The organism is Flavobacterium sp., assembly GCF_004295795.1.
GTDB lineage: Bacteria > Bacteroidota > Bacteroidia > Flavobacteriales > Flavobacteriaceae > Flavobacterium.
In genome coordinates this window covers 80,638-107,338 of sequence record NZ_SEBR01000022.1, presented here as the reverse complement: position 1 = coordinate 107,338, position 26,701 = coordinate 80,638, and the positions used below count along the sequence as shown (strand labels likewise).

General features: G+C 46.2%; 27 protein-coding genes. 10 read left to right on the top strand and 17 right to left on the bottom strand.

Annotation, left to right across the window (positions count from 1 at the left end):
* The 3 genes from EOO49_RS16090 to EOO49_RS16080 form a co-directional block, all read right to left on the bottom strand.
* A partial coding sequence (locus tag EOO49_RS16090; RefSeq protein WP_290847553.1) for a hypothetical protein occupies positions 1-261 on the bottom strand: 261 nt, incomplete at its 3' end.
* Between the two features lie 380 nt (positions 262-641).
* The gene (locus EOO49_RS16085) at positions 642-848 is read right to left on the bottom strand and encodes a hypothetical protein (protein ID WP_290847552.1); all 207 of its coding nucleotides are present in this window, start codon (positions 846-848) and stop codon (positions 642-644) included.
* Entirely contained in the window at positions 848-2,104 is a 1,257-nt protein-coding gene (locus EOO49_RS16080; protein WP_290847550.1) for an FtsX-like permease family protein, read from the bottom strand. Before EOO49_RS16080 ends, EOO49_RS16085 begins: the two co-directional genes overlap by 1 nt.
* 78 nt (positions 2,105-2,182) lie before the next feature.
* Between EOO49_RS16080 and EOO49_RS16075 the strand changes: the two genes are divergently transcribed.
* Both EOO49_RS16075 and EOO49_RS16070 read left to right on the top strand, forming a co-directional pair.
* Positions 2,183-3,508 (top strand): DUF1343 domain-containing protein, encoded by a 1,326-nt coding sequence (locus EOO49_RS16075; protein WP_290847549.1) that lies wholly within the window; start codon positions 2,183-2,185, stop codon positions 3,506-3,508.
* A 70-nt stretch (positions 3,509-3,578) separates the two neighbouring features.
* Entirely contained in the window at positions 3,579-3,812 is a 234-nt protein-coding gene (locus EOO49_RS16070; protein ID WP_290847548.1) for a hypothetical protein, read from the top strand.
* Positions 3,813-4,367: 555 nt separating this feature from the next.
* Here EOO49_RS16070 and EOO49_RS16065 read toward each other — a convergent pair.
* A complete protein-coding gene (locus EOO49_RS16065; RefSeq protein WP_290847546.1) occupies positions 4,368-4,862 on the bottom strand; it encodes a YkgJ family cysteine cluster protein in 495 nt (164 codons plus the stop codon).
* Between the two features lie 65 nt (positions 4,863-4,927).
* Between EOO49_RS16065 and EOO49_RS16060 the strand changes: the two genes are divergently transcribed.
* The gene (locus EOO49_RS16060; RefSeq protein ID WP_290847544.1) at positions 4,928-5,629 is read left to right on the top strand and encodes a class I SAM-dependent methyltransferase; all 702 of its coding nucleotides are present in this window, start codon (positions 4,928-4,930) and stop codon (positions 5,627-5,629) included.
* On the opposite strand, the gene EOO49_RS16055 is transcribed toward EOO49_RS16060, so the two are convergent.
* The 11 genes from EOO49_RS16055 to EOO49_RS16005 all read right to left on the bottom strand — a co-directional run bounded on the left by EOO49_RS16055 (position 5,621) and on the right by EOO49_RS16005 (position 14,184).
* Entirely contained in the window at positions 5,621-6,121 is a 501-nt protein-coding gene (locus tag EOO49_RS16055; RefSeq protein ID WP_290847542.1) for a hypothetical protein, read from the bottom strand. The two genes, EOO49_RS16060 and EOO49_RS16055, sit on opposite strands and share 9 nt — an antisense overlap.
* Position 6,122: 1 nt before the next feature.
* Positions 6,123-7,295: an aminotransferase class V-fold PLP-dependent enzyme gene (locus tag EOO49_RS16050; RefSeq protein WP_290847540.1), complete on the bottom strand. Its 1,173-nt coding sequence runs from the start codon at positions 7,293-7,295 to the stop codon at positions 6,123-6,125.
* A 55-nt stretch (positions 7,296-7,350) separates the two neighbouring features.
* Positions 7,351-7,731: an energy transducer TonB gene (locus EOO49_RS16045; RefSeq protein WP_290847538.1), complete on the bottom strand. Its 381-nt coding sequence runs from the start codon at positions 7,729-7,731 to the stop codon at positions 7,351-7,353.
* Entirely contained in the window at positions 7,731-8,363 is a 633-nt protein-coding gene (locus EOO49_RS16040; RefSeq protein WP_290847536.1) for a 7-carboxy-7-deazaguanine synthase QueE, read from the bottom strand. Before EOO49_RS16040 ends, EOO49_RS16045 begins: the two co-directional genes overlap by 1 nt.
* A gap of 103 nt (positions 8,364-8,466) precedes the next feature.
* Positions 8,467-10,140 (bottom strand): tetratricopeptide repeat protein, encoded by a 1,674-nt coding sequence (locus tag EOO49_RS16035; protein ID WP_290847534.1) that lies wholly within the window; start codon positions 10,138-10,140, stop codon positions 8,467-8,469.
* 27 nt (positions 10,141-10,167) lie between these two features.
* Positions 10,168-11,070, bottom strand: coding sequence for a PstS family phosphate ABC transporter substrate-binding protein (locus tag EOO49_RS16030; protein WP_290847532.1), 903 nt, complete (start codon positions 11,068-11,070; stop codon positions 10,168-10,170).
* Positions 11,067-11,219, bottom strand: coding sequence for a hypothetical protein (locus EOO49_RS16025; RefSeq protein ID WP_290847531.1), 153 nt, complete (start codon positions 11,217-11,219; stop codon positions 11,067-11,069). Before EOO49_RS16025 ends, EOO49_RS16030 begins: the two co-directional genes overlap by 4 nt.
* A 76-nt stretch (positions 11,220-11,295) precedes the next feature.
* A complete protein-coding gene (locus EOO49_RS16020) occupies positions 11,296-12,087 on the bottom strand; it encodes an energy transducer TonB (protein WP_290847529.1) in 792 nt (263 codons plus the stop codon).
* A gap of 15 nt (positions 12,088-12,102) precedes the next feature.
* Positions 12,103-12,666: a biopolymer transporter ExbD gene (locus EOO49_RS16015; protein WP_290847527.1), complete on the bottom strand. Its 564-nt coding sequence runs from the start codon at positions 12,664-12,666 to the stop codon at positions 12,103-12,105.
* 15 nt (positions 12,667-12,681) lie between these two features.
* On the bottom strand, positions 12,682-13,299 hold the full coding sequence (locus EOO49_RS16010) for a biopolymer transporter ExbD (RefSeq protein ID WP_290847525.1): 618 nt from the start codon (positions 13,297-13,299) through the stop codon (positions 12,682-12,684).
* 63 nt (positions 13,300-13,362) lie between these two features.
* Positions 13,363-14,184 (bottom strand): MotA/TolQ/ExbB proton channel family protein, encoded by an 822-nt coding sequence (locus EOO49_RS16005; RefSeq protein WP_290847523.1) that lies wholly within the window; start codon positions 14,182-14,184, stop codon positions 13,363-13,365.
* Between the two features lie 304 nt (positions 14,185-14,488).
* Between EOO49_RS16005 and EOO49_RS16000 the strand changes: the two genes are divergently transcribed.
* The 3 genes from EOO49_RS16000 to EOO49_RS15990 all read left to right on the top strand — a co-directional run bounded on the left by EOO49_RS16000 (position 14,489) and on the right by EOO49_RS15990 (position 17,850).
* The gene (locus EOO49_RS16000) at positions 14,489-16,054 is read left to right on the top strand and encodes a helicase HerA-like domain-containing protein (protein ID WP_290847521.1); all 1,566 of its coding nucleotides are present in this window, start codon (positions 14,489-14,491) and stop codon (positions 16,052-16,054) included.
* A complete protein-coding gene (locus EOO49_RS15995; RefSeq protein ID WP_290847519.1) occupies positions 16,051-16,422 on the top strand; it encodes a DMT family protein in 372 nt (123 codons plus the stop codon). The genes EOO49_RS16000 and EOO49_RS15995 overlap by 4 nt, the downstream gene beginning before the upstream one ends.
* A 165-nt stretch (positions 16,423-16,587) precedes the next feature.
* Positions 16,588-17,850, top strand: coding sequence for an NAD(P)/FAD-dependent oxidoreductase (locus EOO49_RS15990; RefSeq protein WP_290847517.1), 1,263 nt, complete (start codon positions 16,588-16,590; stop codon positions 17,848-17,850).
* Between the two features lie 97 nt (positions 17,851-17,947).
* Here the strand turns inward: EOO49_RS15990 and EOO49_RS15985 are convergent, their stop codons facing one another.
* Positions 17,948-19,285, bottom strand: a complete 1,338-nt coding sequence (locus EOO49_RS15985; RefSeq protein ID WP_290847514.1) for an NAD(P)/FAD-dependent oxidoreductase — start codon at positions 19,283-19,285, stop codon at positions 17,948-17,950.
* A gap of 452 nt (positions 19,286-19,737) precedes the next feature.
* On the opposite strand from EOO49_RS15985, the gene EOO49_RS15980 reads away from it, so the two are divergent.
* From EOO49_RS15980 to EOO49_RS15970, 3 genes are all read left to right on the top strand, one after another.
* Positions 19,738-19,884 (top strand): DUF2256 domain-containing protein, encoded by a 147-nt coding sequence (locus tag EOO49_RS15980; protein ID WP_290847512.1) that lies wholly within the window; start codon positions 19,738-19,740, stop codon positions 19,882-19,884.
* On the top strand, positions 19,881-21,413 hold the full coding sequence (locus tag EOO49_RS15975) for a cryptochrome/photolyase family protein (protein WP_290847510.1): 1,533 nt from the start codon (positions 19,881-19,883) through the stop codon (positions 21,411-21,413). Before EOO49_RS15980 ends, EOO49_RS15975 begins: the two co-directional genes overlap by 4 nt.
* Before the next feature lie 104 nt (positions 21,414-21,517).
* Complete coding sequence (locus EOO49_RS15970; protein WP_290847508.1) at positions 21,518-22,480, top strand: mechanosensitive ion channel family protein; 963 nt, start codon at positions 21,518-21,520, stop codon at positions 22,478-22,480.
* 2 nt (positions 22,481-22,482) lie between these two features.
* Here EOO49_RS15970 and kynU read toward each other — a convergent pair whose 3' ends face one another.
* Complete coding sequence (kynU, locus tag EOO49_RS15965; RefSeq protein WP_290847506.1) at positions 22,483-23,760, bottom strand: kynureninase; 1,278 nt, start codon at positions 23,758-23,760, stop codon at positions 22,483-22,485.
* 192 nt (positions 23,761-23,952) lie between these two features.
* Here kynU and EOO49_RS15960 point away from each other — a divergent pair, with 192 nt between their 5' ends.
* Positions 23,953-26,688: a fibronectin type III domain-containing protein gene (locus EOO49_RS15960; RefSeq protein ID WP_290847504.1), complete on the top strand. Its 2,736-nt coding sequence runs from the start codon at positions 23,953-23,955 to the stop codon at positions 26,686-26,688.
* The last annotated feature ends 13 nt before the right edge of the window (positions 26,689-26,701 follow it).

The window sequence follows — 26,701 nt, the reverse complement described above, 5'->3', positions numbered from 1 at the left end:
AACCTCCTTTCTTGTTGCCAGTATGCCGATGAACTTGTTGCTGAATGCGGGTGCAAAAGTAGCACGCTTTTTCGTTTCTGCAAGTTTTCGGCAAGGTTTTTTTCGAAGTTTTTTCACGCTCTCACGTAAGTCGCTGGAAAGCCGATTCTTGCGCGCGAAAGTTTTTTTCCGGTTTCTAAGGATTGCGCCACGTGCGACCTCCGCGTGAGGGATGGCGGCGTTGTCTGAGCTCTTTTGCCTGAAACGGATTCTGGCGGCCAAACGGGTTTTCCCAGGCAAAAAGCGAGCGCCTCCAGCCCGACGGCGGCCTCCGATCGCGCTTCTTGGAGGATGATAGGAAATTTTTTCGGGGATCGGCTCTTGGGAAACGGCCGCCGGCACGCCCTCATAAAAGTGGCAGTGGCAGTTGCAGTTGCAGTTGTAGTGGCAGTGGCAGTGGCAGTTGTAGTGGCAGTGGCAGTGGCAGGCAAACCGCGCCGGAAATTGTCGTGGGGAAAGGTTGTGGGAATGTGTTTCTGTGAAATCCTGTCGGAAGTATGGTCTTTGGGTGTCGCTTCTGCTTCTGCAACCACCGCTTCTGCAACTGCCTTCTGCAACTGCTTCTGCTTCTGCAACTGCTACTGCAACTGCAACTGCTTCTGCTACTCTATATACTTCTCATCCCGAACCCGCCTCGATATAAGCGGCAAAATCTGTTCGCCATGACTTTCGTACGAATAGCATTCGCCAGAATTGAGCACATACTCGATCTCGAAAACGCCTAAAGTGTCGAGCACCATCAAAATGAGCCGCTGGTCTTCGTCTTTATATAATATGTAGTCGCCCGATTTTTTGTGAAGCTCTATCATTATTCGAAACGAATGGCGCGCACCGGAGAAATGCGGGTTACTATATAAGAAGGAACGAGTAAAACAAGCAAACTGATGATCAGTGTTCCGATGTTCAACAATAAGATGTATCCGATATTGAAGTAAACCGGAGCAACAGTCACATAATAGTTTTCAGGGTTGAGGCGAATAATGCCGAATTGCTGTTGCAAAAGGATAAGTGCGATTCCGATGGCATTTCCCCAAAACAAACCTCTCAGTATAATGTAACCGGCGTTGTACAGGAAAACCTTTCTTACACTCCAATTCGTCGTGCCCAAAGATTTCAGGATTCCGACCATTTGCGTCCGTTCGAGAATGATCACGAGCAAAGCCACGACCATATTGATCGTTGCGACGATTATCATCACGACAAGTATCACTATTATATTGAAGTCGAAAAGCTTGAGCCAGTCGAATATATAGTAGTATTTTTCGATGATGGTCTTGGTGTCGAGTGCGATCGCAGGATTTTCGGCATTGAACGTATTTTCGTAAACCTCTTGCCCAATCGGTTCGATCTGGTCAAAGTTGTTGACGAATACCTCAAACGATCCCACTTGGGTAGGTTTCCATTTGTTGATTCTTTGCAGATGTCGGATGTCGCCCAAAACATAAGTCGCGTCGAATTCCTGAAGTCCGGACGTGTAAATGCCGACAATCTTGAAAACACGCAAATTCGGTTTTTGGTTGCCTTGCCCTTCTTTCATGAAAAAGGTATTGAACTTGTTCCCGAGTTTGAGTTTGAGCCGATCGGCCAGAAATTGGGACACGATCACTTCGTCGTTGAGATTTCCGGAAACGTTCGGAAGTCGTCCGGCCACGAGAAACTCGTTGAGATTGCTCCAGGCGTAGTCTTTTCCGACGCCTTTAAAAATGATTCCCTCGAATGCATCGGGCGTGCGGATGATTCCGGCTTTGCTCGCCACGGCCTGAATGTGCTTGATTCCGGATATCGATTTGAACTTCGGATAAAAATCCTGTCGCGTCGAAATCGGCTTGACCGAAACTTCCGACTGGTTGTCATCGTAATTCGAGATGATGATGTGTCCGTTGAAGGCCGATACTTTTTCGCGGATTTTTTGCTGAAGGCCGATTCCGGTAGCAACCGACAAGATCATCATGACCATTCCGATGGCGATGGCCGTGATGGCGATTTTTATTATTGGTGCCGAAATAGTACTTTTACGCCCTTTGGACGCAATTAGCCTTTTGGCGATGAAATATTCGAGATTCAAAGTCGTTCGAGTAAAGTCCCCAAATGTACACTTTCGACAGGATTTATCCCGCGTCGGAACAAAATATCACAAGAATTTATGACGCGGCCTGCCACTCAAAAGCCACTTCGATTTTTATCCGCTGTTTTCAGACCTGGCTATTTTGCCGCACTTGCCCTGGCACTTTCGATCGTTTCTTGTAAAACGTCGCAAAGCCGGATCGCCGAATTCTCGAAACCGGCGAAAGCCGCGATCAAAAGCAAGATCCGTCCGACGCGTTTCATGACGGGCGCAGACAACACGACGAGTTATTTCGACCTGATCGAAGGCAAGAAAATCGGGATTGTCACCAACCAAACGGGTTTGATCGAATACGATTCGGTTTATTCGCTTCCCGATACTTTGGAATTGACACACCGCGAAGCAACGGCGACCAAGACAATGCATGTTGTCGATTACCTGAAGCTCAAAGCGAAATTCGACCTGCAAAAAATTTACGCTCCGGAACACGGTTTTCGCGGTGAAACGCCCGACGGTGAAGACATCGTGGACGGAAAAGACCGAAAAACAGGAATCCCAATCCTGTCGATTTACGGAAACAACAAAAAGCCGTCACCCGAGCAATTGGCCGGAATCGAAGTGATGTTGTTCGATCTGCAAGATGTCGGGACGCGATTTTACACCTACATATCGACACTTCATTATGTGATGGAAGCTTGCGCCGAAAACAAGATTCCGCTTATCATTCTCGACCGACCGAATCCGAACAGCTACAAGATCGACGGGCCAACGCTCGATCCGGCGCACAAGAGTTTTGTCGGGATGCACCCGATTCCCGTTTTGCACGGCATGACAATCGGCGAATATGCACTGATGATAAACGGTCAGAAATGGCTCAAGGATTCGATCCAGTGCGATGTCAAGATTGTGCCTTGCGAGAATTACCGTCGTGGCATGCCTTATCATTTGCCGGTAAAACCTTCTCCGAATCTGCCGAATGACCAAGCCATCAATCTTTATCCGAGCTTGTGTTTTTTCGAAGGTACGAATGTGAGTATCGGACGCGGCACTGACAAACAGTTCCAGATTTACGGGTCGCCTTTTCTTCCGACTTATCACTTCGAATTCACGCCACGTCCGAATGAAGGCTCTAAAACGCCGCCTTTGAACGGGAAAGTCTGTTGTGGTGAAGATCTGACCAAAGAACCGAGACTCGATCACATCGAACTCAAATGGTTGATCAACGCTTACAAAAATTTCGAGGACAAGTCCAAATTCTTTATTCCGTACTTCACGAATCTCGCCGGAAGCAAGGTTTTACAACAGCAGATCGAGTCCGGAATGACCGAAGACGAGATTCGCGCCACTTGGCAGCCTGGCATCCAAGCTTTTGAAAAAATAAGAAAACTTTATGAGATTTACTGAGAATCCTCAGAAATCCATTGCGTATTTTAGTGATATGTTCGAATCTAACAACAACACAAATACATTTACTATGAAAGGCGCTGATTTGCTTTTAAGCTATATGGACGAATTACAGCGTATAATCGAGGTAATCAACTCCTACATCGACAAAGGAATGGACTTGTTCAGACAAGCCAAGGCATGGGTCGAGAGAATAATCGAATACATTGGCCGCGGAATTGACTACATCGTCAGTGCGCTCGGCGGAAAAAGACGAACCAGAGTTGACAACCTGGTCGAAGCGGACGATTATATGTTCGTTTAGAAAACAAAGCCTCCTGATTGGGAGGTTTTTTTGTGGCAATTTGTTCGTTATTGGATATTCGTTATTCGTTATTCGTTGTTCGTTATTCGTTGTTCGTTGTTAGTTGTTCGTTGTTCGTTATTCGTTATTCGTTATTCGTTATTCGTTATTCGTTATTCGTTATTCGTTATTCGTTATTCGTTATTCAAAATTAATTTTCTACAGATTCGGCAATCCACGTCAATTCGAACCTTATCCAACTTTTATCCGATTAGGGAATTCGGAAGTTTTGTGAGTGACGAATGTGGAAGTTTTTGGAATAATGAATGTTGAACAACGAATAACGAATGTTGAAGTTTTCTGAACAACGAATAACGAATGTTGAAGTGTTCGGAAGAACGAATGTTGAACAACGAATAACGAATGTTGAAGGTTTCCGAACAACGAATGTTGAAGTTTTCTGAAGAACGAATGTTGAACAACGAATAACGAATGTAGAAGTTTTCGGAAGAACGAATGTCGAACAACGAATAACGAATGTTGAAGTTTTCTGAACAACGAATGTCGAAGTTTTAATCACATCGGCATACGCCTCTTCATTTCCTCGACAATGCGATAAGTCGCCGGACAAATCTCGACGTTCTTCAAAGTCAGACTCGAGATCTGCTGGAACTTTTTTCGATCGGTGTGTGGAAACTCGCGACAAGCTTTCGGACGCACATCATAAATCATGCAGTAATTCTCCGAGTCCAGAAAATGACAAGGCAAGCTTTGCAAAACATAATCCTTGTCTTCGTCTATACGCAAATATTGGTCGATGAATTGCTGCGGTTTCATCCGGAAGTGTTTTGAAATCCTCTCGATGTCAGCCGAAGTAAAAAGTGGGCCGGTCGTCTTGCAACAATTCGCGCAGGTCAAACAATCGGTGCGCTTGAACTCGTTATCGTGCAATTCCTGCATGACATAATCGATGTTTTTGGGCGCCTTTTTCCTGAGCTTGTCGAAATACTTCTTGTTTTCGTTATGCTTATCTTTGGCGAGTCGCGGCAATTGTTTGAGAAAATCCTGCATGCGGCAAAAGTACGAATAAGTCGAATGTCAAAAGACAATTCAGTTCGACCTCAGATTTCAAACTTATGAAAGACCTTTTCGGCCAAGCCATTCTCGATTACCAAACCAACAATTCGCCCGAAGATCTGATCACGGAAACCGATATTTCGGAAGCCGATGAAATGTCGGTCGCGTGGTTGTTCCGAACTTACAAGGAAATGCCGAAAATCGAGAAGAAAGCGCTAGACTTGGCCAAAGGAAAAATTTTGGACGTTGGATGCGGAGCCGGAAGTCACAGCTTGTATCTGCAAAACGACAAAAAACTCGAGGTCGTTTCGATCGACATATCCGCGAAAGCGATTCAAGCCTGCCAATTGCGCTTACTCAAAAACGCCAAGGTTTGCAACGTTCTCGACTTCGAAGGCGAAAAATTCGACACGATCCTCTTGTTGATGAACGGAACCGGAATTTTCGGAAAACTCAGGGAAATCTCAAACTATCTGACCAAACTCAAATCGCTTTTGAATCCCGGAGGACAGATTCTGCTCGATTCATCTGACATCATCTATATGTTCGACGAGGACGAAGAAGGCGCATTTTCGGTTCCAGCCGATCATTATTACGGCGAATTGACGTTCGATCTTTCGTATAAAGGCCAAACTGAGGAATCGTTTCCGTGGCTTTATCTCGATTACAACACGCTGCAAAACGCCGCTCACGCCAACGGTTTGGAATGCGATCTGCTTTTCGAAGGCGAACATTTTGATTATCTGGCGAGATTATCTTGATTCGATTTTGGCTTCGAGCATTTCCAAAAAGTCTTTCCTGCTTCGATTCGCCTCGATCTTGAACGGGAAATGAAACAGCGCCAAACCCATTGCGAGCATAAAGAACGGGATGAGTATGAAAAAATCGGCTTCTTCGGTGAACAGAGTCGTCAAAATAGCGATGCATCCGAAAGTCACGCCGGCCAACCAAATTATCATGAATACTTTTACCGCGGCATCGGGTTGCATCGTGACTTTGATGCGCGAGCCTGACATTGCCGAAGTGACTTCGCCCTTTATCACGGGCAAAAATGAATTCCGATAGGAAATGACGCGCCTGATCGAAAAAGTATTTCCGACAATTTTTCCGATGTAAGGCGTAGAATAACTCGTGTTGATACGAAAGCCGAACGTTTTTTGGGCTTCGACATTGTTTTGCAATCGCTTCAAAACTTCTTCGGCAGAAAGATCGCTTTTGAAAACGACCTGGTCTTTTGGTGGGAAAAATCTCATATCAATGAATTTGGATCAGATTTGTACTCAAAATGATTTCCTGCAAAGACCGGAACAAATAATCGAGATCGGTTTGGGAGACATAAATGTGCGTTGAAATTCTGATATAAAAGTTGCCGTTCAGGTTCATCACCGGAATTTCTATTCGATATTTGTCGAAAAGTAGGTTCTTTAATGCGATTGCGTCGGTGGTTTGGATTGGAATACTGCACATCTGACCCAGAAATTCTTCCGAAATTGGACAAATCGGATGCGTTCCCAGTAAATCAGAAAAACGTTGATAATTGTCCAGAATCAATTTGCGGCTTTCTTTCGCACGGGTTTTCCAATCGATTTTTTCGAGAAAATCCACGCAAGCGCCCGCAGTCAAAAATGCCGAAATGTCGCGCGTACCTTGATTTTCCTGATAATCCAAAAATTGACTCTCGCCCGGAAACGGACTTTCGTAACCCCAACCTACGACAAGAGGATCGAGCAGTTGCTGAAATTCCTTATTCACATACAGAAATGATGAACCTTTTGGCGCGAGCATCCATTTGTGCAAAGTTCCGGTGTAAAAATCAGCTTTGATTTCAGAAATGTCCAAGTCGATATGACCCGGAATGTGCGCTCCGTCGACGATCGTGATCAGGCCGAGTTCTTTTGCTCGCTCGCAGATCTCCTTTACCGGAAAAAGCAACGCCGTCGCGCTCGACATTTGGTTCAGGAAAACGACTTTTGTTTTGCTTGAATAGCCTTTCCAGAAATCTGAAATCATTTGTTCTTTCGAAACGACGGGCAAAGTGAGTTCGGCTCTCACATATTTCGCCCCTGACTTTTTGCTGTAGAAATTCCAGGTTCTGTCCATCGCGCCATATTCGTTGTCTGTCGCGAGAATTTCGTCTGCCGGATTCAGCTCGAGACTTCTCATGATCGTGTTGATGGCAAAAGTCGGATTCGGGGTAAAAAAGAAATCCTGAGGCGAACAATTGAGGAATTTGGCCAAAACTGCTTTCGATTCCTTGAGATATTTGGCGCTGTTGGAAATTATGAATTGCACAGGCTCTGATTCCAGCTCGCGTTGCCATTTTTGGTAATCGTCGAAAATTGGTTTCGGGCAAGCACCGAACGAGCCGTGGTTAAGATAAGTTACCGATTCATCCAGCAAAAACTGTTTTTTATAAGCATTTTCCATTTGAAGCTCTGATAGTTTTCGGACACAAAAAAGGCCGCTGATTAGCGACCCAAATTTAACCTTTTTGAAAAACCAACGGCAAAGTAATCTTAATCGCGTATGGCTTTCCTGCTTTTTTAGCCGGTTCCCATTTTGGAGCGGCTTTTATGATCTTGATGAATTCCTGGGCCGAAGTTGGGCCGATGAATTCGGTCAGTCTTAGATTTTCTATCGTTCCGGTTTCCGACACCGTAAATGTCGCGACCATTTTTCCGGGTTTTTCGAGTTTGGACATATCGAAATGTTCGCGCACATATTTGTGGAAATTGGTCACATCACCGCCCTGAAATTTCGGGTTGGTGATTTCTCCTCCCAAATATACTTCGTCTTCTCCACCGAGTTGTGAAAATCCGGCGAACGAAACCAACAAAACCAGAAACGTGAAAAACTTTTTCATTATGGAATATTTAGGTATTTATGTGTTTGTAGCGAAATTCTCCACTTTGGATTCGCCATTACGTACTCGACAATTTGAGGCGTCATTTCTTCGCGCTTGCTCCATTCAGGTTGCAGGAACAAAATCGCGTCCGGATTCACTTTGGCTGCCTGTTCTTCGGCGAAAATAAAATCGTGTTTGTTGAAGATGATGCACTTCAGCTCGTGGGCCGCGTCGTAAACCGATTGCGTCGGAAGTTTCGTTTTCTTCGGCGAAAGCGTGATCCAATCCCATTCGCCAGACAATTCATAAGCGCCGGAAGTCTCGATATGGATTTTGATAGCTTTTTCCTTAAGCCGATTCGTGAGTGCTGACATATCCCACGTAAGCGGTTCGCCACCTGTCACGACGACGGTATCCGAATAACTCTTGGCATTTCCCACGATCGTATCGACATGCGTCGGTGGATGAAGGTCCGCATTCCAGCTTTCCTTGACGTCACACCAGTGACATCCTACGTCGCATCCGCCAACTCTTATAAAATAAGCGGCCGTTCCCGTGTGATAACCTTCTCCCTGAATGGTGTAGAATTCCTCCATCAGCGGAAGCATCACACCATTGTTCACCATTTCCTGTACTTCCTGTGTCAACATCTCGAAAAATAAAGTGCAAAGATAGTCAATAAACCAAGTCGTATCTAAATGAAAAAACCGACAGTTTCCCGTCGGTTTTGGTATCGTGATTCTAAATCTGGAATTACAATTGTTTCAACGACTGGGTCGCGAAAGCCTCGCCTGGCTGAATGGCCAAAGTTTTGTTGAAATTGTCCTTGGCTTTGGCTTTGTCGTTTGACGCTGCGTAGAAAGCTCCGATGTTGTTGTAAGCTTCGACCAACTTCTTCTTGGTCGCGTCTTTCCCGGTTTCTTCGGCACCTTTTTCGTTCACGACGCGAACGTAATCTTCGTAGCTTTTTGCCATTTCGGCATTGGCATCGATCAAACTGTTGGCACGCGCGCGGAACAAATAAGCGTCCTGAGTCGTCGGTGAATTTTCGGTCACTTTGGCAAAAGCAGCTTCGGCTTTCTTGACTTGCTCAACATCTGGCTTCACATCCTTGCGGTTGTTGGCGTAGTAAAGCGCGTATCCGTAGTAGAACAAATCCTGAGTATAGTTCTTCGAAGTTTCGTTGGTCACAGCAATTTCATAAATCGCAGCTGCCTCGCGGAACAATTTCTGTTCAAAGAATTTCTTTCCAAGTTCGCTCAAATCATACGAAAGGCTCGATTCCAATTCTACAGATTTCTTGATGTCGGCAATTCCCGCATCGAACAAAGCTGTGTCAACTTTTGGAGCGTCTCCTGTTCCGGCGGCTTTTTTCAATTTAGCCAAACCAAGATACATGTGGTCACGCGCAATCACTTTGTTGTTTGGACCGGCGATGAATTTCGTCAACGATTCGATAGCGACATCGGTGTTTCCGTTTTCGTAAGCCGAATAACCAAGATAACGCATGATACGCGGATTCACTTTGTCAAGCTGTTGCATTTTTTGAGCCTCGGCTTCCAAAGCTTTGTAGTCTTTGGCAAGGATCAAAAAGTCGGCGTGACGCATGCGCGAAGTCAATGAATAATCTGTAAGGCTCATGTATTTTTCGTAGTACGTAAGCGCTTTTTGAAGATATTCCGTGTATTTCTTCGTGTCGTTGTTTCCCCACAAGTAGTAAGTTTCGGCGAGCTCGCGGTAAACCGGACCGTAATTCGGGTTTGAAGCGACAACTCCGTCAAAAGCCTTTACAGCTTCGGTGAAGGCACGCGCACCTTTCAACAAAACACCAAGTTGCACTTTCGCACGAATCAATTGCGCATCTGCGGCAGCGGCACTTCTGTAAGCGGCGTAAGCATCGTTTTGGTTTTTGTCGCCGTAGAACGCATCTCCCAAAGCAAGTTGCACCTGCGGATCTTGACCGTTGGCCAATTTGGCTTTGTCAAGAGCGGCGATTGCGGCTTTGTAATCTGGTTTGTCCGAATCCATATAAGCTCTCGCGACGAAAATATATTCTTCGGTATCTTTTTTCTTTACGTCCTTGAGCGCACTGGCGAAATTGGTGGTCGCGCCGGCTTTGTTGCCTTTGTTCAGTTCAAGCTCTCCCAAACCGATATAGTTCAGGTTGCCCTTGTCTTTAGCCGTAATTCCTTTGTCAAAGGCAATTTTGGCCGAATCTTCGATATCCTGTTTGAGGTATACTTTTCCCAAAAGGAAAGAGGCGCGTCCGTCGTTTGGCTTGGCTTGGACAGCAGCTTTTAGCATGCTTTTGGCTTTTTCGTACTGCTCGGCGTCGATGGCTTTTTTGGCCGCTTCGACGTCTTGGGCTTTCACGGCACCGGCCGCCAAAGCGATAAATGCAATACTAAGGATCTTGGTCTTAGTCATTTTATGGAATTTAGTTTACTGTTGTTTCTACTTCTTCTTGATACTGATTTTCCTGCCTGGGATGCGAACCGGAAGCAAACCCGATTTGAGGATGATGCGTTGTCCGCGCTCTCCGGCCATGAACGAAGCAAGTCCGATTCCGAGGCCTTCATACCCTTGCGCATTGACGATATACAAATCGCGTGCCAGCGGATAGGTTTTCTCAGCCAGGCTGTTTTGGCTCGGATATACAAAACTACTACCTGTAAGGCTTTTGACACTCAGAATATTGATTTTTTTAAGATAACTTTCTATTTCCGGAGTTGGTTGCGAAAGCCAATTCAGTCCGATTACTCCAATCGTACCCGGATTTTCGGACACAAATTTGATGACCTCGGCATTTGTCTTGAAAGAATAGACGCCATTTTCCGGCAACGCTTTTACGTTTGCCAATTTGAGCAGATAAGATGCCGTGCCCGAATTCGGATTGTCAAAAACCAACCCTTTTATTTTCGAAGACGATTTTCCCTCGAGGACATTTACGACTTCCTGAAGTGCGATCAATGTGTCGTTTGTGGATTTGTTTCCGATGAGCGCGATGCCGTCAATCCCGAATTGGGTTTCCTTCGGATATCTTTTTCTTGAGCTGAAGAATGCGTTTTCCTCTGCCGACAATTTTCTGCCCAATATCAAAATTCTGGCGCTGTCTTTCGTCAAGGCCTGAATCGCTTCGGCTTCGGACTTCGGAAGGAGCTTGAAACGGCCTTCGTAATCACTTTCAAAGACCGCGACTTGATCCTCGACGATCGGCAAAAGCGTCTCGTCTACCAAAACCGACGCCTTTCCTGTGAGAATGCTTTCTTCTGCAGGTTTTCCTTCAGCTTGTTTGGCGCACATCGCAAGTAGCAAAATGCCTAAAAAAGCCACGATTGGAATCAGTTTTCTTTTCATTCGTCTGGAGTTTCTTTGAAAAATCGGTAAAATCTGAAAAGCGCATAAACGATGAGCAAAACCCCGAAGGCGACACGGTATTTGAATTCCATGTTGATCGGAAAGTCTTTCCAGAAAATTACGGCCAATCCGAGAAATAGATAGACCATGAAAAAGAATATGCCTATAATAAGAAGAAATCGCTTTTTTGGCGATTTCTTCTCATAGTACTTATTGGTTGCCATCTTATTCAGAAGCGGCGATAACGATTGGAAGCGTAAACATACAACGTACCTTTCTACCGTTTTGTTCAGCCGGAACCCATCTTGGGGAACGCTTCAACATTCTGATAGCTTCTTCAGCCGTACCAGGTCCGGCAGGACGCGGCACTTTGATGTCTGTCAATGATCCGTCTTTTTCTACTACGAACGAGATGATCATACGTCCACCCGGAGTATCGTCCGGAGCGCGGAAATTGTCTTTCACGAACTTGTAGAATTTGTCTATACCGCCTGGGAATTCTGGCTTGACCTCGATACCCGCTGCGTTATAGATACTGTTGTCTTCTTCTACAACTTGTTTTGGACCTGTCCCGACCGGATCGACCGTAAGAACTGCATCCGGATCACCTTTGATCGTTTCAGCACCGACTTTCTTGTTTTCGATTTCCTTGATCTTAGGCGGTTCTTCTACAACCTCTTCTGCTTTCGCGACGACAGGCTTAACGAATTTCACCTGGTCGATTTTTGGAGGCGGCGGTGGTGGAGGCGGAAGATCTTTAGGGATTTCCTTCTTAGGAGGCAATTTTACCGCCTTGACTTGCTTGTTGAGATCAACGACCTCGTCGCTTTTGCTATCAGGAAGAAGACGAGCCAAAATTGGCGTACTCACCAAGAAAGCGAAGATGATTGCACCAATAAGCAGTGCCTGCATCGTCATTCTTGGGTTTTGTCTCCTCAACTGGTAAGCACCATATAGCTTGTTTCGTCCTTCGAAGACGATGTCAAGCCATTGCTGTTTCAATATATCCAGTTTCATGGTGTGATTGTATTATTAAGGAGTTGCCGGAGCAGCGCCTTCTAACAGTTTAACTTCCTCCGGAAGAATGTCGGTGATTGCGTAAGTCGGGACATCGTCGATTGCCATTTCGTCAAGTACATCCACCAAATTTCTGTAATTCGATTTCTTGCTTGGTTTGATGATTACGATAAGTCCTTTCTTAGGATCGCCTGTATATTCCGCTACAGTTTTCTTTCTCTTGAGAATCTCGGCTCTCAATCCTGACTTCCCATAAGCGATATCTTTTGGCGCCATAATAGGATTCGTAAGCATTCCCATATAGACTTTCAATTGGTTGTTGTCACCCAAAAGAAGCGTCATGGTTCTGTTTTCGTCAACCTTTACATCGGTCTTCTTGTTCGGATCGTCTTCCTTGTCAGGCAAGCTCAAGTCCATGGACTGAGGTTTTGACAAAGAGGTCGTCAACATAAAGAACGTAATCAAAAGGAAGGCCAAATCTACCATCGCAGTCAAATCGACCTTGGAATTCAGCTTCTTACTGCGGACTTTCTTGGAGCCTTTCTTGCCACCACCGTCGCCCGTATTTAATTCTGCCATTTCTAGTTCTTTATATTAGAAGTCCTTGCCACGAAGACCGGTTACCAAATTAAAATTGTTGACCTTTTGGTTCTGTAAAATATCCATCACCTTCTTGATTTCAGGATATTCCTCTGTTGCGTCGCCCTTGATGGCGATAGTAAGCTCTTTTTGGTGCAAATCGATTGCCGAACGACGGGCGTACTGAATCCAGTCTGCCAATTGGTTGTCCAAAGAATCCTTCGGAATTCCAGGCTGCGTACCTTCTGCATTTCGGTCGCTGTTCTTCATGTCGATAAGCGTTTTCAAATTGGCCATAGAAACACCGAAGTTTTCGATGAGGACAAATTTCGCTTTGTCTTCGGGAGAAAACGTCACATTGTATTTCTGTGCCATCATGTCCAACGTACTTTCTCTCAAATCACGACCTGTAACTCCAAAAAATACCGTCCCTTTCTTACCGATCGTGATCGTAGCCAAATCGCTGTCTGGCAATTTCGTCTGAACGGTTGAACTTGGAGTATCTACCGGCAATGGTTCCGGCTGTTTGGCGGTCGCAGTAAGGATAAAGAACGTCAGGAGAAGAAATGCAACGTCACACATCGCCGTCATGTCGATGCTGGTTGCTTTCTTTGACATTTTTACTTTAGCCATTATCTGGTTTTATTTTAAAGACTTTCCCGTGTATTACAACGGGAAAAGCGTCTCAATTAGTACTTAGTTTCTCGCAGCTCCTCTGAACTTTCTGTAAGTGTTCACGATTGTAGAACCAGCCTCATCGATAGAATACGTCAAAGTATCGATTTTTGATGTGAACAAGTTGTACATGATGATCGAAAGTGCAGATGTCGCGATACCTGTAGCAGTATTGATAAGTGCTTCGGAGATACCGTTTGCAAGAAGCGCCTGGTCAGGAGTACCGGCAGTTGCGATAGCCGAGAAGGCCTTGATCATACCCGTTACCGTTCCCAAGAGACCTGCAAGTGTACCAAGCGACACCAAAGTCGAAAGGATAGTAAGGTTTTTCTCCAACATCGGCATTTCGAGTGAAGTAGCCTCTTCGATTTCTTTGTGGATCGTTTCAGAAGCTTCCTCGCTGCTGACTCCTTCTTTCTTCACTTCCTGATATTTCACAAGCGCGGCTTTGATAGCGTTGGCAACAGAACCTTGTTGTTTGTCGCAAGCAGCGATAGCTGAATCGATGTCACCAGCTTTGATGCTACCTTGAACATTGTTCATGAAAGTGTCAAGATTTCCTTTTCCTGAAGCTTTAGATATAACCATGAAACGCTCAATTGAGAAAACCACAACCATCAAAAGTAGTCCCATCAAAACCGGAACGATAGGTCCTCCCTTGTATACCATTGCAAGATAATTTCCTGGTAGCGGGTGGCCTGCGTTAGTTCCACCTTCAAAGTTGGAACCGTCACCCATTACAAAAGTCCAGATCAAGTATCCGATAAAAATACATGCAATGATAGTAATAGCGGAGAATAGACTTCCTCCATTTGAACTACTCTGTTTTTTAGCGTTTGCCATTTTTACAATTTTTAGTTTTTAAAAGATTATCTTATAGTTTTTTGAATTTTTCGGTAAAAAACCATGAACGGCAAATTTATATGTTACTTCTAAATAAAAAAACTTTTTTTAATATTATTCACATTAATTTAATCTGCCCAAAACCGTTGCCACACCTAACGTGCAAACGATTGAGATAGTATTTCCAAAGATGTTATTTTTTGTTAAAAGGTTGGGACGAAAACAATCTTTTTTACATAATCGGCTATCAACTAAATTCATAACTTTCAGCTTGCAATTTATCCGACCGAAAAAACATAAAAATATGCCTACAAAAGACGAATTCATCTCGGCCATAAACACGGGTTACACCTCAAAAGGAGACACTTTGACGTTAGGATCGGCGATTTTGGACGGTGAACCGATACCCGAAGCCCAAGTCAAAATCCCACTAAAAACCCTAAATCGGCACGGGCTGATCGCCGGAGCGACCGGAACGGGCAAAACCAAAACCATCCAAGTGTTGTCAGAGCAGCTTTCCAGTTTTGGAATCCCGGTTTTGATGATGGACATAAAAGGTGATTTTTCGGGCATTGCCGAAGCCGGAGTCGAGCAACCGTTCGTTTCCGAAAGACACCAAAAAATAGAAATTCCGTTTTCGCCGACCGCTTATCCGGTAGAGTTGATGACTTTATCCGACCAGAATGGCGTGCGGCTTCGGGCGACGGTTTCCGAATTCGGACCTGTGCTTTTCTCGCGAATTCTCGGGCTCAACGACGTGCAATCGAGCGTGGTTTCGATCATCTTCAAATACTGCGACGACAACCAACTCGCGCTTCTCGATCTGAAAGACATCAAAAAGGTCCTCCATTATATAACCGATGAAGGAAAATCCGAAATCGAGGAAAATTACGGGAAGATCTCCACGGCGACCACAGGCACGATCCTTCGCAAAATCATCGAACTCGAGCAACAAGGAGGCGATATTTTCTTTGGCGAACTTTCATTTGATATTTCAGATCTGATGCGGCTTGACGAGAACGGACGCGGTTACGTAAACATCATCCGATTGAACGACATCCAGGACAAACCCAAACTTTTCTCGACTTTCATGCTGAGCCTTTTGGCCGAAATCTATCAGCAAATGCCCGAACAAGGCGACGCCGGACAACCCGAACTCGTGATTTTCATAGACGAGGCGCACCTGATTTTCAACGAAGCCAGCAAAGCACTTCTCGACCAGATCGAAACCATCGTGAAACTTATCCGTTCCAAGGGAATCGGCGTTTATTTCGTCACCCAGAATCCGATGGACATTCCAAACGGCATTCTCGCCCAACTCGGACTCAAAATCCAACACGCTCTAAGAGCTTTTACGGCCAACGACAGACAAGCGATCAAACAAACCGCCGACAACTACCCGACGTCGGAATTCTACAAAACCGACCAAGTGCTCACAAGTCTTGGAATCGGTGAAGCGTTCGTCACGGCCTTGAGCGAAAAAGGCGTCCCGACACCGCTTGCCGCCACGATGATGCGCGCGCCACAAAGCCGCATGGACATTTTGACCGACGACGAAATCAAATCGATCAACGACAAATCCAAACTGTACAAAAAATACAACGAAGTCATCGATCGCGAAAGCGCTTACGAACTTTTGAACAAGAAAATCGCCGAAGCCGAACAGCAAGCCATCGACCAAAAACAAAAAGCCGAAGCCGCTAAACAACAGCAAACCCAAGCCAAAATTGACCAAAAACAGGCGCAACAGCAATCTAAAAAATCAGACGATCAAGTGGGGCAAGTCACAAAATCGGTCGTAAAAGTCCTGACGAGTGCGACTTTCATCCGCGGAGCCTTTTCGATACTGAATAAGATTTTCAAAAAATGACTCGCGGTCTAATCACTATCGGATTGCTTGTTTTGTCGAACATTTTCATGACGTTAGCCTGGTATGGACACCTCAAATTCAAGGAATGGAAGTGGTTCGAAAGCGCCGGATTGATTGCTATCGTATTTATAAGTTGGGGTTTGGCATTGTTCGAATATTTTTTCCAGGTTCCGGCGAATCGACTCGGATTCAAAGACAACGGCGGTCCGTTCTCGCTTCTGCAACTGAAAGTCATCCAAGAAGTCATTACATTGATCGTGTTCGTGTGTTTTTCGATGCTTTTCTTCAAAGGCGAAAGCTTCAAGTGGAATCACGCCGTCGGGTTTTGCTTTTTGGTCTTGGCGGTTTATTTTATTTTCAAGAAGTAAAGCCAACGCGGAGATTTTCCAAAAAGGGCGAATCCTCAAAATACCAAAACGAAATTTCCAACGTTTTCGCAGAATCCGGCCGATTGAAACGCGTTAAGAAACGTTAAGAAACCTTTTCCTGTGCGGGTTTATCGGTAACTTTAACATACGATAACAACAACACAAATGGGAAGAAAACGCATTGCCATCATAGGCGCCGGGTTCGCCGGACTGACTTTGGCGCAAAGACTCAAAAAATCCGATTACGACATCTGGATTTTCGACAAGCACAACTACCACCAATTTCAGCCGCTCATGTACCAAGTGGCGACTGCCAGGCTTGAACCTTCGAGCATTTCGTTTCCGTTGCGCAAGGTTTTCCAAAAATGCAAGAACGTGCATGTAAGGAAAGCTGTCGTTGAAAATGTCGATGTGGCAGCCAAAAAACTTCAAACATCGATTGGCGACTATTCTTACGATTATCTCGTGATCGCGAATGGTTGCGAGACGAATTACTTCGGAAACAAGGAATTGGCAAAGCACGCTTATCCGATGAAATCCGTGCCCGAAGCCATCCAACTTCGCAACCGGATTTTGCAGACTTTCGAGGATTCGATCACGGCAAAACCAGAACAGATCGACGCCTTGCTCACATTTGTCGTCGTCGGCGGCGGACCGACCGGAGTCGAACTAGCGGGCGCGTTGGCAGAAATGAAGAAAAACATCTTGCCGAAAGATTATCCTGACCAGGATTTCTCGAAACTCACGGTCTATCTTTTGGAAGGACTTCCGAATCTGCTCAATGCCATGAGCGACGAATCGCACAAATATTCCAGAAAATACCTCGAAGATCTTGGCGTGAAAGTGCGCACCGAGACTTTGCTCGACAGTTACGACGGCGTGACCGTGACACTGAAATCGGGTGAAACGATCGCGTCCGAAAACGTGATTTGGGCCGCCGGAATTTCAGGCAGCAAACTCGACGGAATTCCCGAAGAAGCCTATACGCGCGGAAACCGATTGGTCGTCAACCGACAAAACGAACTCGCGAATCTGAAAGACGTGTATGCCATTGGCGACATCGCTTACATGGAAACGAACAAATTTCCGAAAGGCCATCCGCAACTCGCCGCTGTAGCAAATGAACAAGCCGATGTGTTGGCCAAAAACTTCGTCCGACTTTCGAAAGGCGTGATGCTAAAACCGTTCGAGTACCACGACAAAGGTTCGATGGCGACGATCGGGAAGCGCAAGGCCGTGGTCGATTTGCCGCAATTCAGTTTTCAGGGCAGATTGGCTTGGTTTACGTGGATGTTCGTGCATCTGATGCTGATTTTAAGCATCAAGAACCGGCTTTTGATCTTCGTGAATTGGGCGTTCAGTTATTTTACGAACGATTCGACGCTGAGGGTTTTGATGGACACGCCCGATCGCAAGCCGAAAGAGTGACTCAGATTCGACAACTTCACAGATTGTAAAATCTGACAACCAAAAAAGCGATTCTTTACCGGAACCGCTTTTTTTATTGCTGATATTTGGATTGTTCTTATGACAGGTAGGCCAAAATTTTGTGCTCGACTTCTTCGCTGTCCCAAACCGACTCGATGTTCGGCATTTGCATCACTTGATCCATGATCGCTTTTTGGCGTTCGCCTTCGGCCAAAGCTTCAGAATAAGGTCTGTCGCTGAACGTGACGCGGCTGTACAAAGGCGTCCATTTTTCGGGATATTTCTCAGAGAAACGCTTCTCGATCTTCTTTTGGAGCAGGAATTTTTCATCGGCTACGCTCGAGGACATTTCCATGAAATTGCGGTAGGACAATTCGGCGATCGCGTCGGCATTGGGCTTTCTCAACTGCTCGTATTGTTTGAAAATCGCGACCCAATCGTCTCCGTGTTTCTCGATCATCTCGTTCAGGATCGTGATGTCCTCGAAACCGGCGTTCATGCCTTGTCCGTAAAACGGAACGATCGCATGGCAAGCATCGCCAATCAACGCGACTTTGTCCTCGAACGTCCAAGGGAAACACTTCATCGTCACCAAAGTCGAGGTCGGATTCTTGAAAAAATCTTCGGCCAACTTCGGGATCACATCAATCGAATCCGGGAAATTCTTCGCGAAAAAATCTTCCACCAACTTTCTGTCGGTCAACGAAGCAAACGAGTTTTTGCCTTCGAACGGCATGAACAACGTGCACGTAAAACTTCCGTCGAGATTCGGAAGCGCGATCAGCATATATTCGCCTCTCGGCCAAATGTGGAACGAGTTCTTGTCAAGTTTGTGCGTGCCATCGGCATTCGCCGGAATGTTCAATTCCTTGTAACCCGTATTCAGGAATTCTTGGGAATAATTGAACATACTCTGGCGTTGCATGCGGTGACGGATTCTCGAAAACGCACCGTCGGCACCAAAAATCATGTCGTATTTAAGGTCTGTCCACTCGCCTCTTTCGGTTTCGCCAATGTGCAAGGTCGAGGTCGCGAGCGTCACGTCCCAAATTCTTTGTTCGAAGAAAAATTCCACTCCGGCGGCTTCGGCCAAATCGATCATCTTTCTGTTCAAAGTGCCGCGTGAAATCGAGTAAATGCTCTCGCCTTCCTTGCCGTATTGCTGAAAATTGAGTTTGTCAGACACGTGGATCGCGCGCTTGTCCATAGGAATGGCGATGCTCCGGATTTCTTCCCCGATGCCAACGGCGTCCACAGCTTTCCAACCGCGCGTCGACATGGCCAAATTGATGGAACGTCCTGAGAACTGGATCGAGCGTATATCCGGGCTTCGGTCAAAAACGTGAACCGTGTGACCCGATTTTTTGAGGTAAATCGCCAATAACGAGCCTACCAATCCAGACCCGACAACTGCGATTTTTAGAGGTGATTGCATTGTCTTTTTGCTAAAACGACGTAAAAGTAAGCATTATAAAACGCAGGGCGACGAGATTTATCATTTTTTGGGCGTTCCGGCGGCGGTCTTTCAGTGCGCAGTTCGCAGTAGCAGTTGCAGTTCCCAACTCCGCTGTAAAAACCTAGAAGCCGCCGTCGGGCTGCCGGCACTCGCTTTTTGCCGCGAACTTTATTCCCAAATCACAAAATCCAAACGGGCAAAAGAGCTCAGACAATGCCGGCATCCCTAACGCAAACTAGTTCCACAGAAACAAATTCAGTGTAGTTTCATCTTCGGCTCGCGATGCATCGCCGGTAAAAAGGCTCGCTAAAGCAGCGCCGCCTCCAAAACCAGCAAACAATATTCAAAAAATTACAAAAATTGATCATCAACAATCCAAAACAAAATCACAATCTGACCCAAACCAAAACCAACATTGCCTAACTTTAAGAATGACGCACCAAAAACCGAATCTGCCAACCAAAACCTGCGAAGTCTGCGGGCGTCCGTTTTCGTGGCGAAAAAAATGGGAAAAGGTTTGGGAAGACGTGAAATATTGCAGCGAAAAATGTCGGCGCACCAAAAACAAAACTACATGAAAACGCTTCGGCTCTTGCTCGGCGACCAGCTCAACGGCAATCATTCGTGGTTCGAAAAACCAGATGGGAACGTGATTTACCTCATGGCCGAAATGCGTCAGGAAACAGATTACGTCAAACATCACATCCAGAAAGTCGTGGCATTTTTCGCGTCGATGCGCAACTTTTCCCAAGATCTGGAATCCAAAGGTCACAAAGTCGATTACCTAAAAATCGACAGTTCTCGAAATCCGCAGCAACTTGACGTAATCATCGATCAGGCTATTGCGCGCCATAACTGCGACAAATTCGAATATTTGCTTCCTGACGAATATCGGCTTGACGAACAATTGAAATCCATCTGTCAAAAACTAAAGATCGGCTTCGAAGTTTTCGACACCGAACATTTCTACACGACGCGAAACGAATTCCAGGATTTTTTCAAAGGCAAAAAGTCACTGCTGATGGAAAGTTTCTATAGAAACATGCGCAAAAAACACGACATTTTAATGGTTGGCGAAAATCCGCGTGGCGGAAAATGGAATTACGACCACGCGAACCGCAACAAATTCTCGGGTCAGGTCGAGATTCCGAAGGCCAAACTTTTTGAGACCGATGTGACTTCTATCGTAAAAGAAATCGAGAAATCAGGAATAAAAACCTTCGGAAACATCAAGCCCGAAAACTTCAATTGGCCAACCACGCGCGACGAATGCTTAAGGATTTTGCGCCATTTCGTGAACCATTTGCTCGTGCATTTCGGCGATTATCAGGACGCGATGCACACCGCCGACAAATTCCTGTTCCATTCGAGACTTTCGTTCGCGATGAATTCCAAGATGATTTCGCCCAAAGAAGTCGTCGATGCGGTTCTCGAGAAGTTTTATGAGGAAAAAGACAAGGTCAGGATCAACGAGGTCGAAGGCTACATTCGCCAAATCACCGGTTGGCGCGAATATGTGCGAGGTTACTATTGGATGCACATGCCAGATTTCGGCACCAAAAACCAATTGAGGAATCACAGGGAATTGCCTTGGTTTTATTGGGATGCGAAGACAAAAATGAATTGCCTTAAACATGCGATCGGCCAAAGTCTCGACGAAGCTTATGCGCACCACATCCAGCGTTTGATGGTCATCGGAAACTTTGCGTTGCTGGTCGGATCAAACCCCAACGAAGTCGACGAATGGTATCTGGGCGTTTACGTCGACGCGATCGAATGGGTCGAAATGCCCAACACGCGCGCCATGTCGCAATGGGCAGACGGCGGTCTGGTCGCCACGAAACCTTATGTTTCATCCGGAAGTTACATCAACAAAATGTCGAATTACTGCCTCAAATGCCATTACGACGTCAAGGATCGCCTGGGCGAACGCGCTTGTCCTTTCAATGCTTTGTACTGGAATTTTGTCGATGCAAAACGCGTGCACTTCGAGGACAATCCCAGGATGACGATGATGTTGAGCCAACTCGACAAGATGAAACCGGGCGAGCTTGCGAAGATTCGCTCTAAAGCCGCGAAGTTGATCGATAACGCTTCATATCTGTAAAGTCAACTGTATTTCTTGAGACTTTACAAAACCTGCGAAAAGTCCTATAACGCGTTTGGCGGCTCGAAATCCTAACTTCGGGATTCACTTTAAACGCCAAAACAATGGAATTCGACTTCAACAATGCCGCCAACCTCATCTTCGACAAACTCGCCCGTTGGGGACAAGCTTTGGTCAAAATGCTTCCGAACATCGCCTTGGCCGCGATCATTTTCGTCATCGGACTTTTCATCGCGAAATTCATCAGGAAAATCGCGCTCCGACTCATCGGGAAAGTTTCTCACAATGTCACGCTGAACAATCTTTTCGCCACCGTAATCTATGTTTTCGCTGTCGGAATCGTCTTGTTTACGGCGTTGAGCGTACTCGGACTCGACAAAGCCGTGACTTCGATCTTGGCCGGTGCCGGTATTTTGGGATTGGCGCTTGCGTTCGCGTTTCAGGACATCGCGTCGAATTTTATGTCCGGGATTTTTATGTCGTTCAGAAAACCACTGAAAGTCGGCGATGTCGTAAAACTCAAAGGTTATATGGGGAAAGTCAAGGAAATCAACCTTCGCGATACGGTTGTGCAGACTTTTCAAGGCCATTTGATCACGATTCCCAACAAGGATGTTTTTCAAAGTCCGATAGAAAACTTTACGACGTTGAACAAGAGACGTTTCGATCTGGACGTAGGTGTTTCTTATGGAGACGATCTCGATCTGGTCAAAAAAGTGACTTTGGAAGCCGTGAAAGACATCGCGGATATTTCCAAAACTTCTCCAACGACGATCATGTTCCGCGAGTTTGGCGACAATTCGATCAATTTCCGTGTCCGGATGTGGATCGACAGCGCTGAACAAGGCACTTTTTCAAAGGTCGGAAGCGAGGCGATACAACGCATTAAGAAAGCTTACGACGAAGCCGGAATCACGATTCCTTTCCCGACGCGCACTTTGGATTTTGGCGTAAAAGGCGGCGTTCCGTTATCGGAAATTGCTTTGAACACGCAATATGCGCCCGAAAACGATGATCCGAATGATTTGGGAATGGACATGGACGATTCGCCCGGAGACGATCAGTGAAGTCAGTGAAGTTCCTCGATGCCTCGTTTCAAGACTTGTCCGAAGTCGTACATATCTTCGAAAGAACAATATAGCGGAACTGGCGCCAACCTTATCACATTCGGTTCGCGCCAATCTGTAATTACGCCGTTTTTCATCAGGTAATCGAAAAGATTTCGGCCTTCTCCGTGAAGGTAAACCGACAACTGGCAAGCTCTTTGGCTTGGTTCCGATGGTGTGATGATCTCAAAATTCCCGTTCACTTCCTTCTGGATTTCCAACAGGATGAACTCAAGGTAAGATGTGATCCTGTCGCGTTTTTCGACCAATTTCTCCATTCCGACCTCGTCGAACATTTCAACCGAAGCCAGATAAGGCGCGAGTGAAATCACGGGCAAGTTCGAGATCTGCCAACCTTCGGCTCCGTGGACCGGATCGAATTCAGGTTCCATCTTGAAGCGTCTTTCCTTGTTGTGTCCCCACCAGCCGGCGAATCTGTGAAGGCTCGAGTCGTGGTGATGGTTTTCGTGCACAAAAATTCCCGAAGCGTTTCCAGGTCCGGAATTCATGTATTTGTAAGAACACCAGGCGGCGAAATCGACGTTCCAGTCGTGCAGTTCGAGTTTGATGTTTCCGGCGCCGTGAGCCAAATCCCAACCGACGTATGCACCTTTCGATTGGGCGTGACTCGTGATGGATTTCATGTCGAAGACCTGTCCGGTGTAATAGTTCACGCCGCCCATGATCAGCAAAGCCAATTCGTCTCCGACCTCATCTATTTTCGCGAGAATGTCCTCGTGGCGAATGTTGTGTTCGCCGTCGCGACGCTTGATCTCTACAATCGCGTCCTTCGGATCAAACCCGTGAAACTTGACTTGGGTTTGCAACATATATTGGTCGCTGGGAAATGCTTTTTCCTCACAAATGATCTTGTAGCGTTTGGCGTTCGGGCGATAAAACGAAACCATCAACAAGTGCAGATTCACCGTCAAAGTGTTCATTACAGTGACTTCTTTCGGTTTTGCACCAACGATTTTACTCAAAGGATTCGCGAATCGCTCCTGATAATCCCACCAAGGTTTTTCGGCATAAAAATGGCCTTCGACCGCAAGATTTGCCCAATCTGACATAATTTCATCGACGAACGATTTTGTGCGTTTGGGTTGCAGTCCGAGGGAATTTCCCGTGAAATAGATGACTTGTCTGTCGTTTACTTTCGGGAAGATGAACTCCTTCCTGTACTTGGAAATCGAATCTTGTGAATCGAGTTGTTGGGCGAATTCGCGAGTGTTTTGGAACATGGTTTTGTAGTTGTCGGGCGTAAATTTACGATTTGGATGTGAACGGGGAAAGTTTTTTTTGGCCGTCGAAAATGCGTCCGACCTAACAATTCCTTCAAATTCAGGCTCGACTTTTAACCCTTTACTAATCGTGTGCTAACCGTTGCAGAAAACGGCGCGTCTACTTTTGCGCCAACTTCAACAACGACCAAAATGAAAAAATTGTACGCTTTTTTACTGCTGATGCTTTGTGGTTTCGGCCACGCCCAACAGCTTTTCCCGTATCTGCAAGCGGCGAAACCCACTTCGATCCAAGTGAACTGGAAAACTTCCGAAAATCCTGAATCAATCGTCACTTACGGTTCTTCTGCCAACCAATTGACGAATTCCGCTACGGGAACGAACCAGATTTTTACCGATACAGGTTACAACAACAACTATTACTTCCACACGGTAAAACTCGAAAACCTGCAGCCGAACACGAAATATTATTACAAGATCAAAACCGGAACGACAGAATCGAGCGTGTATTCGTTCAAGACGATGCCGCTTCCGGGTCAGGCCGCAACCGCCGACGGACATTTGAGATTTCTTGTCCTGGGCGACAACCAAATGCGAAACGTGCCTAGATTCGACACTTTGGTAAGTTCTGCCAAAAGGAAAATCGCCGAAAAGTGGGGCGCGAATCTCGATCCGGCCGATAACATCGCGATGACGATCATGGTTGGCGATCAGGTTGACGTGGGAACTTTGGACCACTACGAGAACGTGCACTTCAAAAAGAACAAGCAATTGTCTGGCTATTTGCCGATCTCGACGCTTGTCGGAAATCACGAAACCTACGGAACGCTTGGCATGCAAGCCTATTATGACCATTACAAACTCGACGAGATGACGTATCAGGGCATTTCGTCGGGAACCGAAAATTACTATGCGAACCAAGTGGGAAATACGTTGTTCATTGCCATGGATACCGAGCACACGAGCGCACAACAACTGGCGTGGGTTGCAAATGTCGTTGCGGCGGCAAACACAGATCCTACGGTGCAATGGATCATTTCCCTTGGACACAGACCGTATCAGGCCGAACAATACGTGGGCGATATCTCGACTTGGATACGAAACAGTGCCATGCCAATCCTCACGACTTCACCGAAACACATCCTGCACATTGGCGCGCACCATCACCTTTACCATCGCGGACAACTCAAAAATACTCCGACTTACCAGATCATCTCGGGCGGCGTCGCCTGGGATCAATATTGGGGAATGGCCGTCGAACAGAATTTCGAAGACGTGCAAAAGACGATCTCGAACTGGATTTACCAGATCATCGACATTGACGTCGTGAACGGAACTTTCGATGTGGAAGCCTATTCGATCGGAAGCGCCTATCAATACAAGGACAACCAATTGATGGATGAATTTCACCGCTACTTGGGATTGGATATTCCGAATACGCCTCAAATCACCAACGCGCTTACAGGAAACGACGTCGAACTTCCGCTCACGGTAGAAACGACGCCCTATGCCACAACTTCCAACCAGGAAATGAATTCCACGCAGTTCACGATTGGGAAAACCGAAAATTTCTCGATCGTCGAAAAAGACGTATATCGCGACTTCGAGGATTTGTTCGGAGCCGTCGGAACGCAGGTCGATTCTACGGCAAATGTCAATCTTGGGCTCGATATTACGAAACTGACTTTACCGACCGGTTCGCTCCCTAACGGACAATACTTCATCAAGGCGCGCCATCGCGACAAGAACCTCAATTGGTCGGCCTGGAGTACGACCAAATCTTTCAATATCATCAATAGCACTTTCGCCAACACCCAAATTCAGCTCGATACGATCGCTTATTTGCCGAACACGCCAATCGAGGTTTCTTTTTCGGATACGCCCGGAAACAACCACGACTGGATCGGAATCTACAAAAACGGACAAAATCCGGGAAGCGGCACGCCTTCACAGGTTTGGGCTTACACAAACGGTCAGATCTCGGGTTCACACATTTTCGCAGGATTGACGCAACCGGGACGTTATTACGCGACTTTGATGGAAAACGACGGATATACAGAAATCGCCGATCGCCAGAAATTCTACGTAGGGCCGTTCCCGAATGTCGCCACCGATCAAGCAGCTTACGCATCCGGAAGTCCTGTGACTGTCACGTTTTCCAACGGGCCAAATCTCGCTTTGGACTGGATCGGGATTTATAAGGTCGGACAAACGCCTGGTGCGGTCAATTCGACGCAATGGAATTATTGCAACGGCAGTTCCGGTAACTTCACTTTCAATAATTTAGCTGACGGATATTACTACGTCCACTACTTCCTTCAAGACGGATACGACACGGTCGGGGCGAAAGTCTTCTTCCAGGTTGGTGACCAGATCACGCAACTGGCGATCAACAAAACGGTGTACAATCTCAACGAAAACATCATCGCCACATGGACGGACGCTCCCGGAATAATCAAGGATTGGCTCGGGATTTACCACGAAGGAGACGATCCAAACGTGGACGAACTCGTGAGCTACACCTATTTCGACGGACAACCTGAAGGTACGATGAACTTGCCCGAAGACAAACTGCCAACCCAGGAAGGCGCATATTTCATCGTAATGTTCACCAACGATTCCTATAACGAAGTCTCGAACCGTATTTCGTTCGTCGTCGAACAACCGCTTGGAATCCCGGAAACTTCGTCCCAGAACGGCGTCCGTGTCTACCCGAATCCGGCAAAAGCAGGCGAACGGACTTACATCAAGTCGCAATATCCAATCGACAAGATCGATGTTTTCGACATGACCGGGAATCTTTTTTACACCTCAAGCAACATCAACGATCACAACTATTCGTTGATAAACAACAGTCTGCCAACCGGAACTTATGTTTTGAAAGTGCATTCCAATAAGGTTTATACCGTGAAGATGATTGTAAAATAAAGGCAAGTTCTTT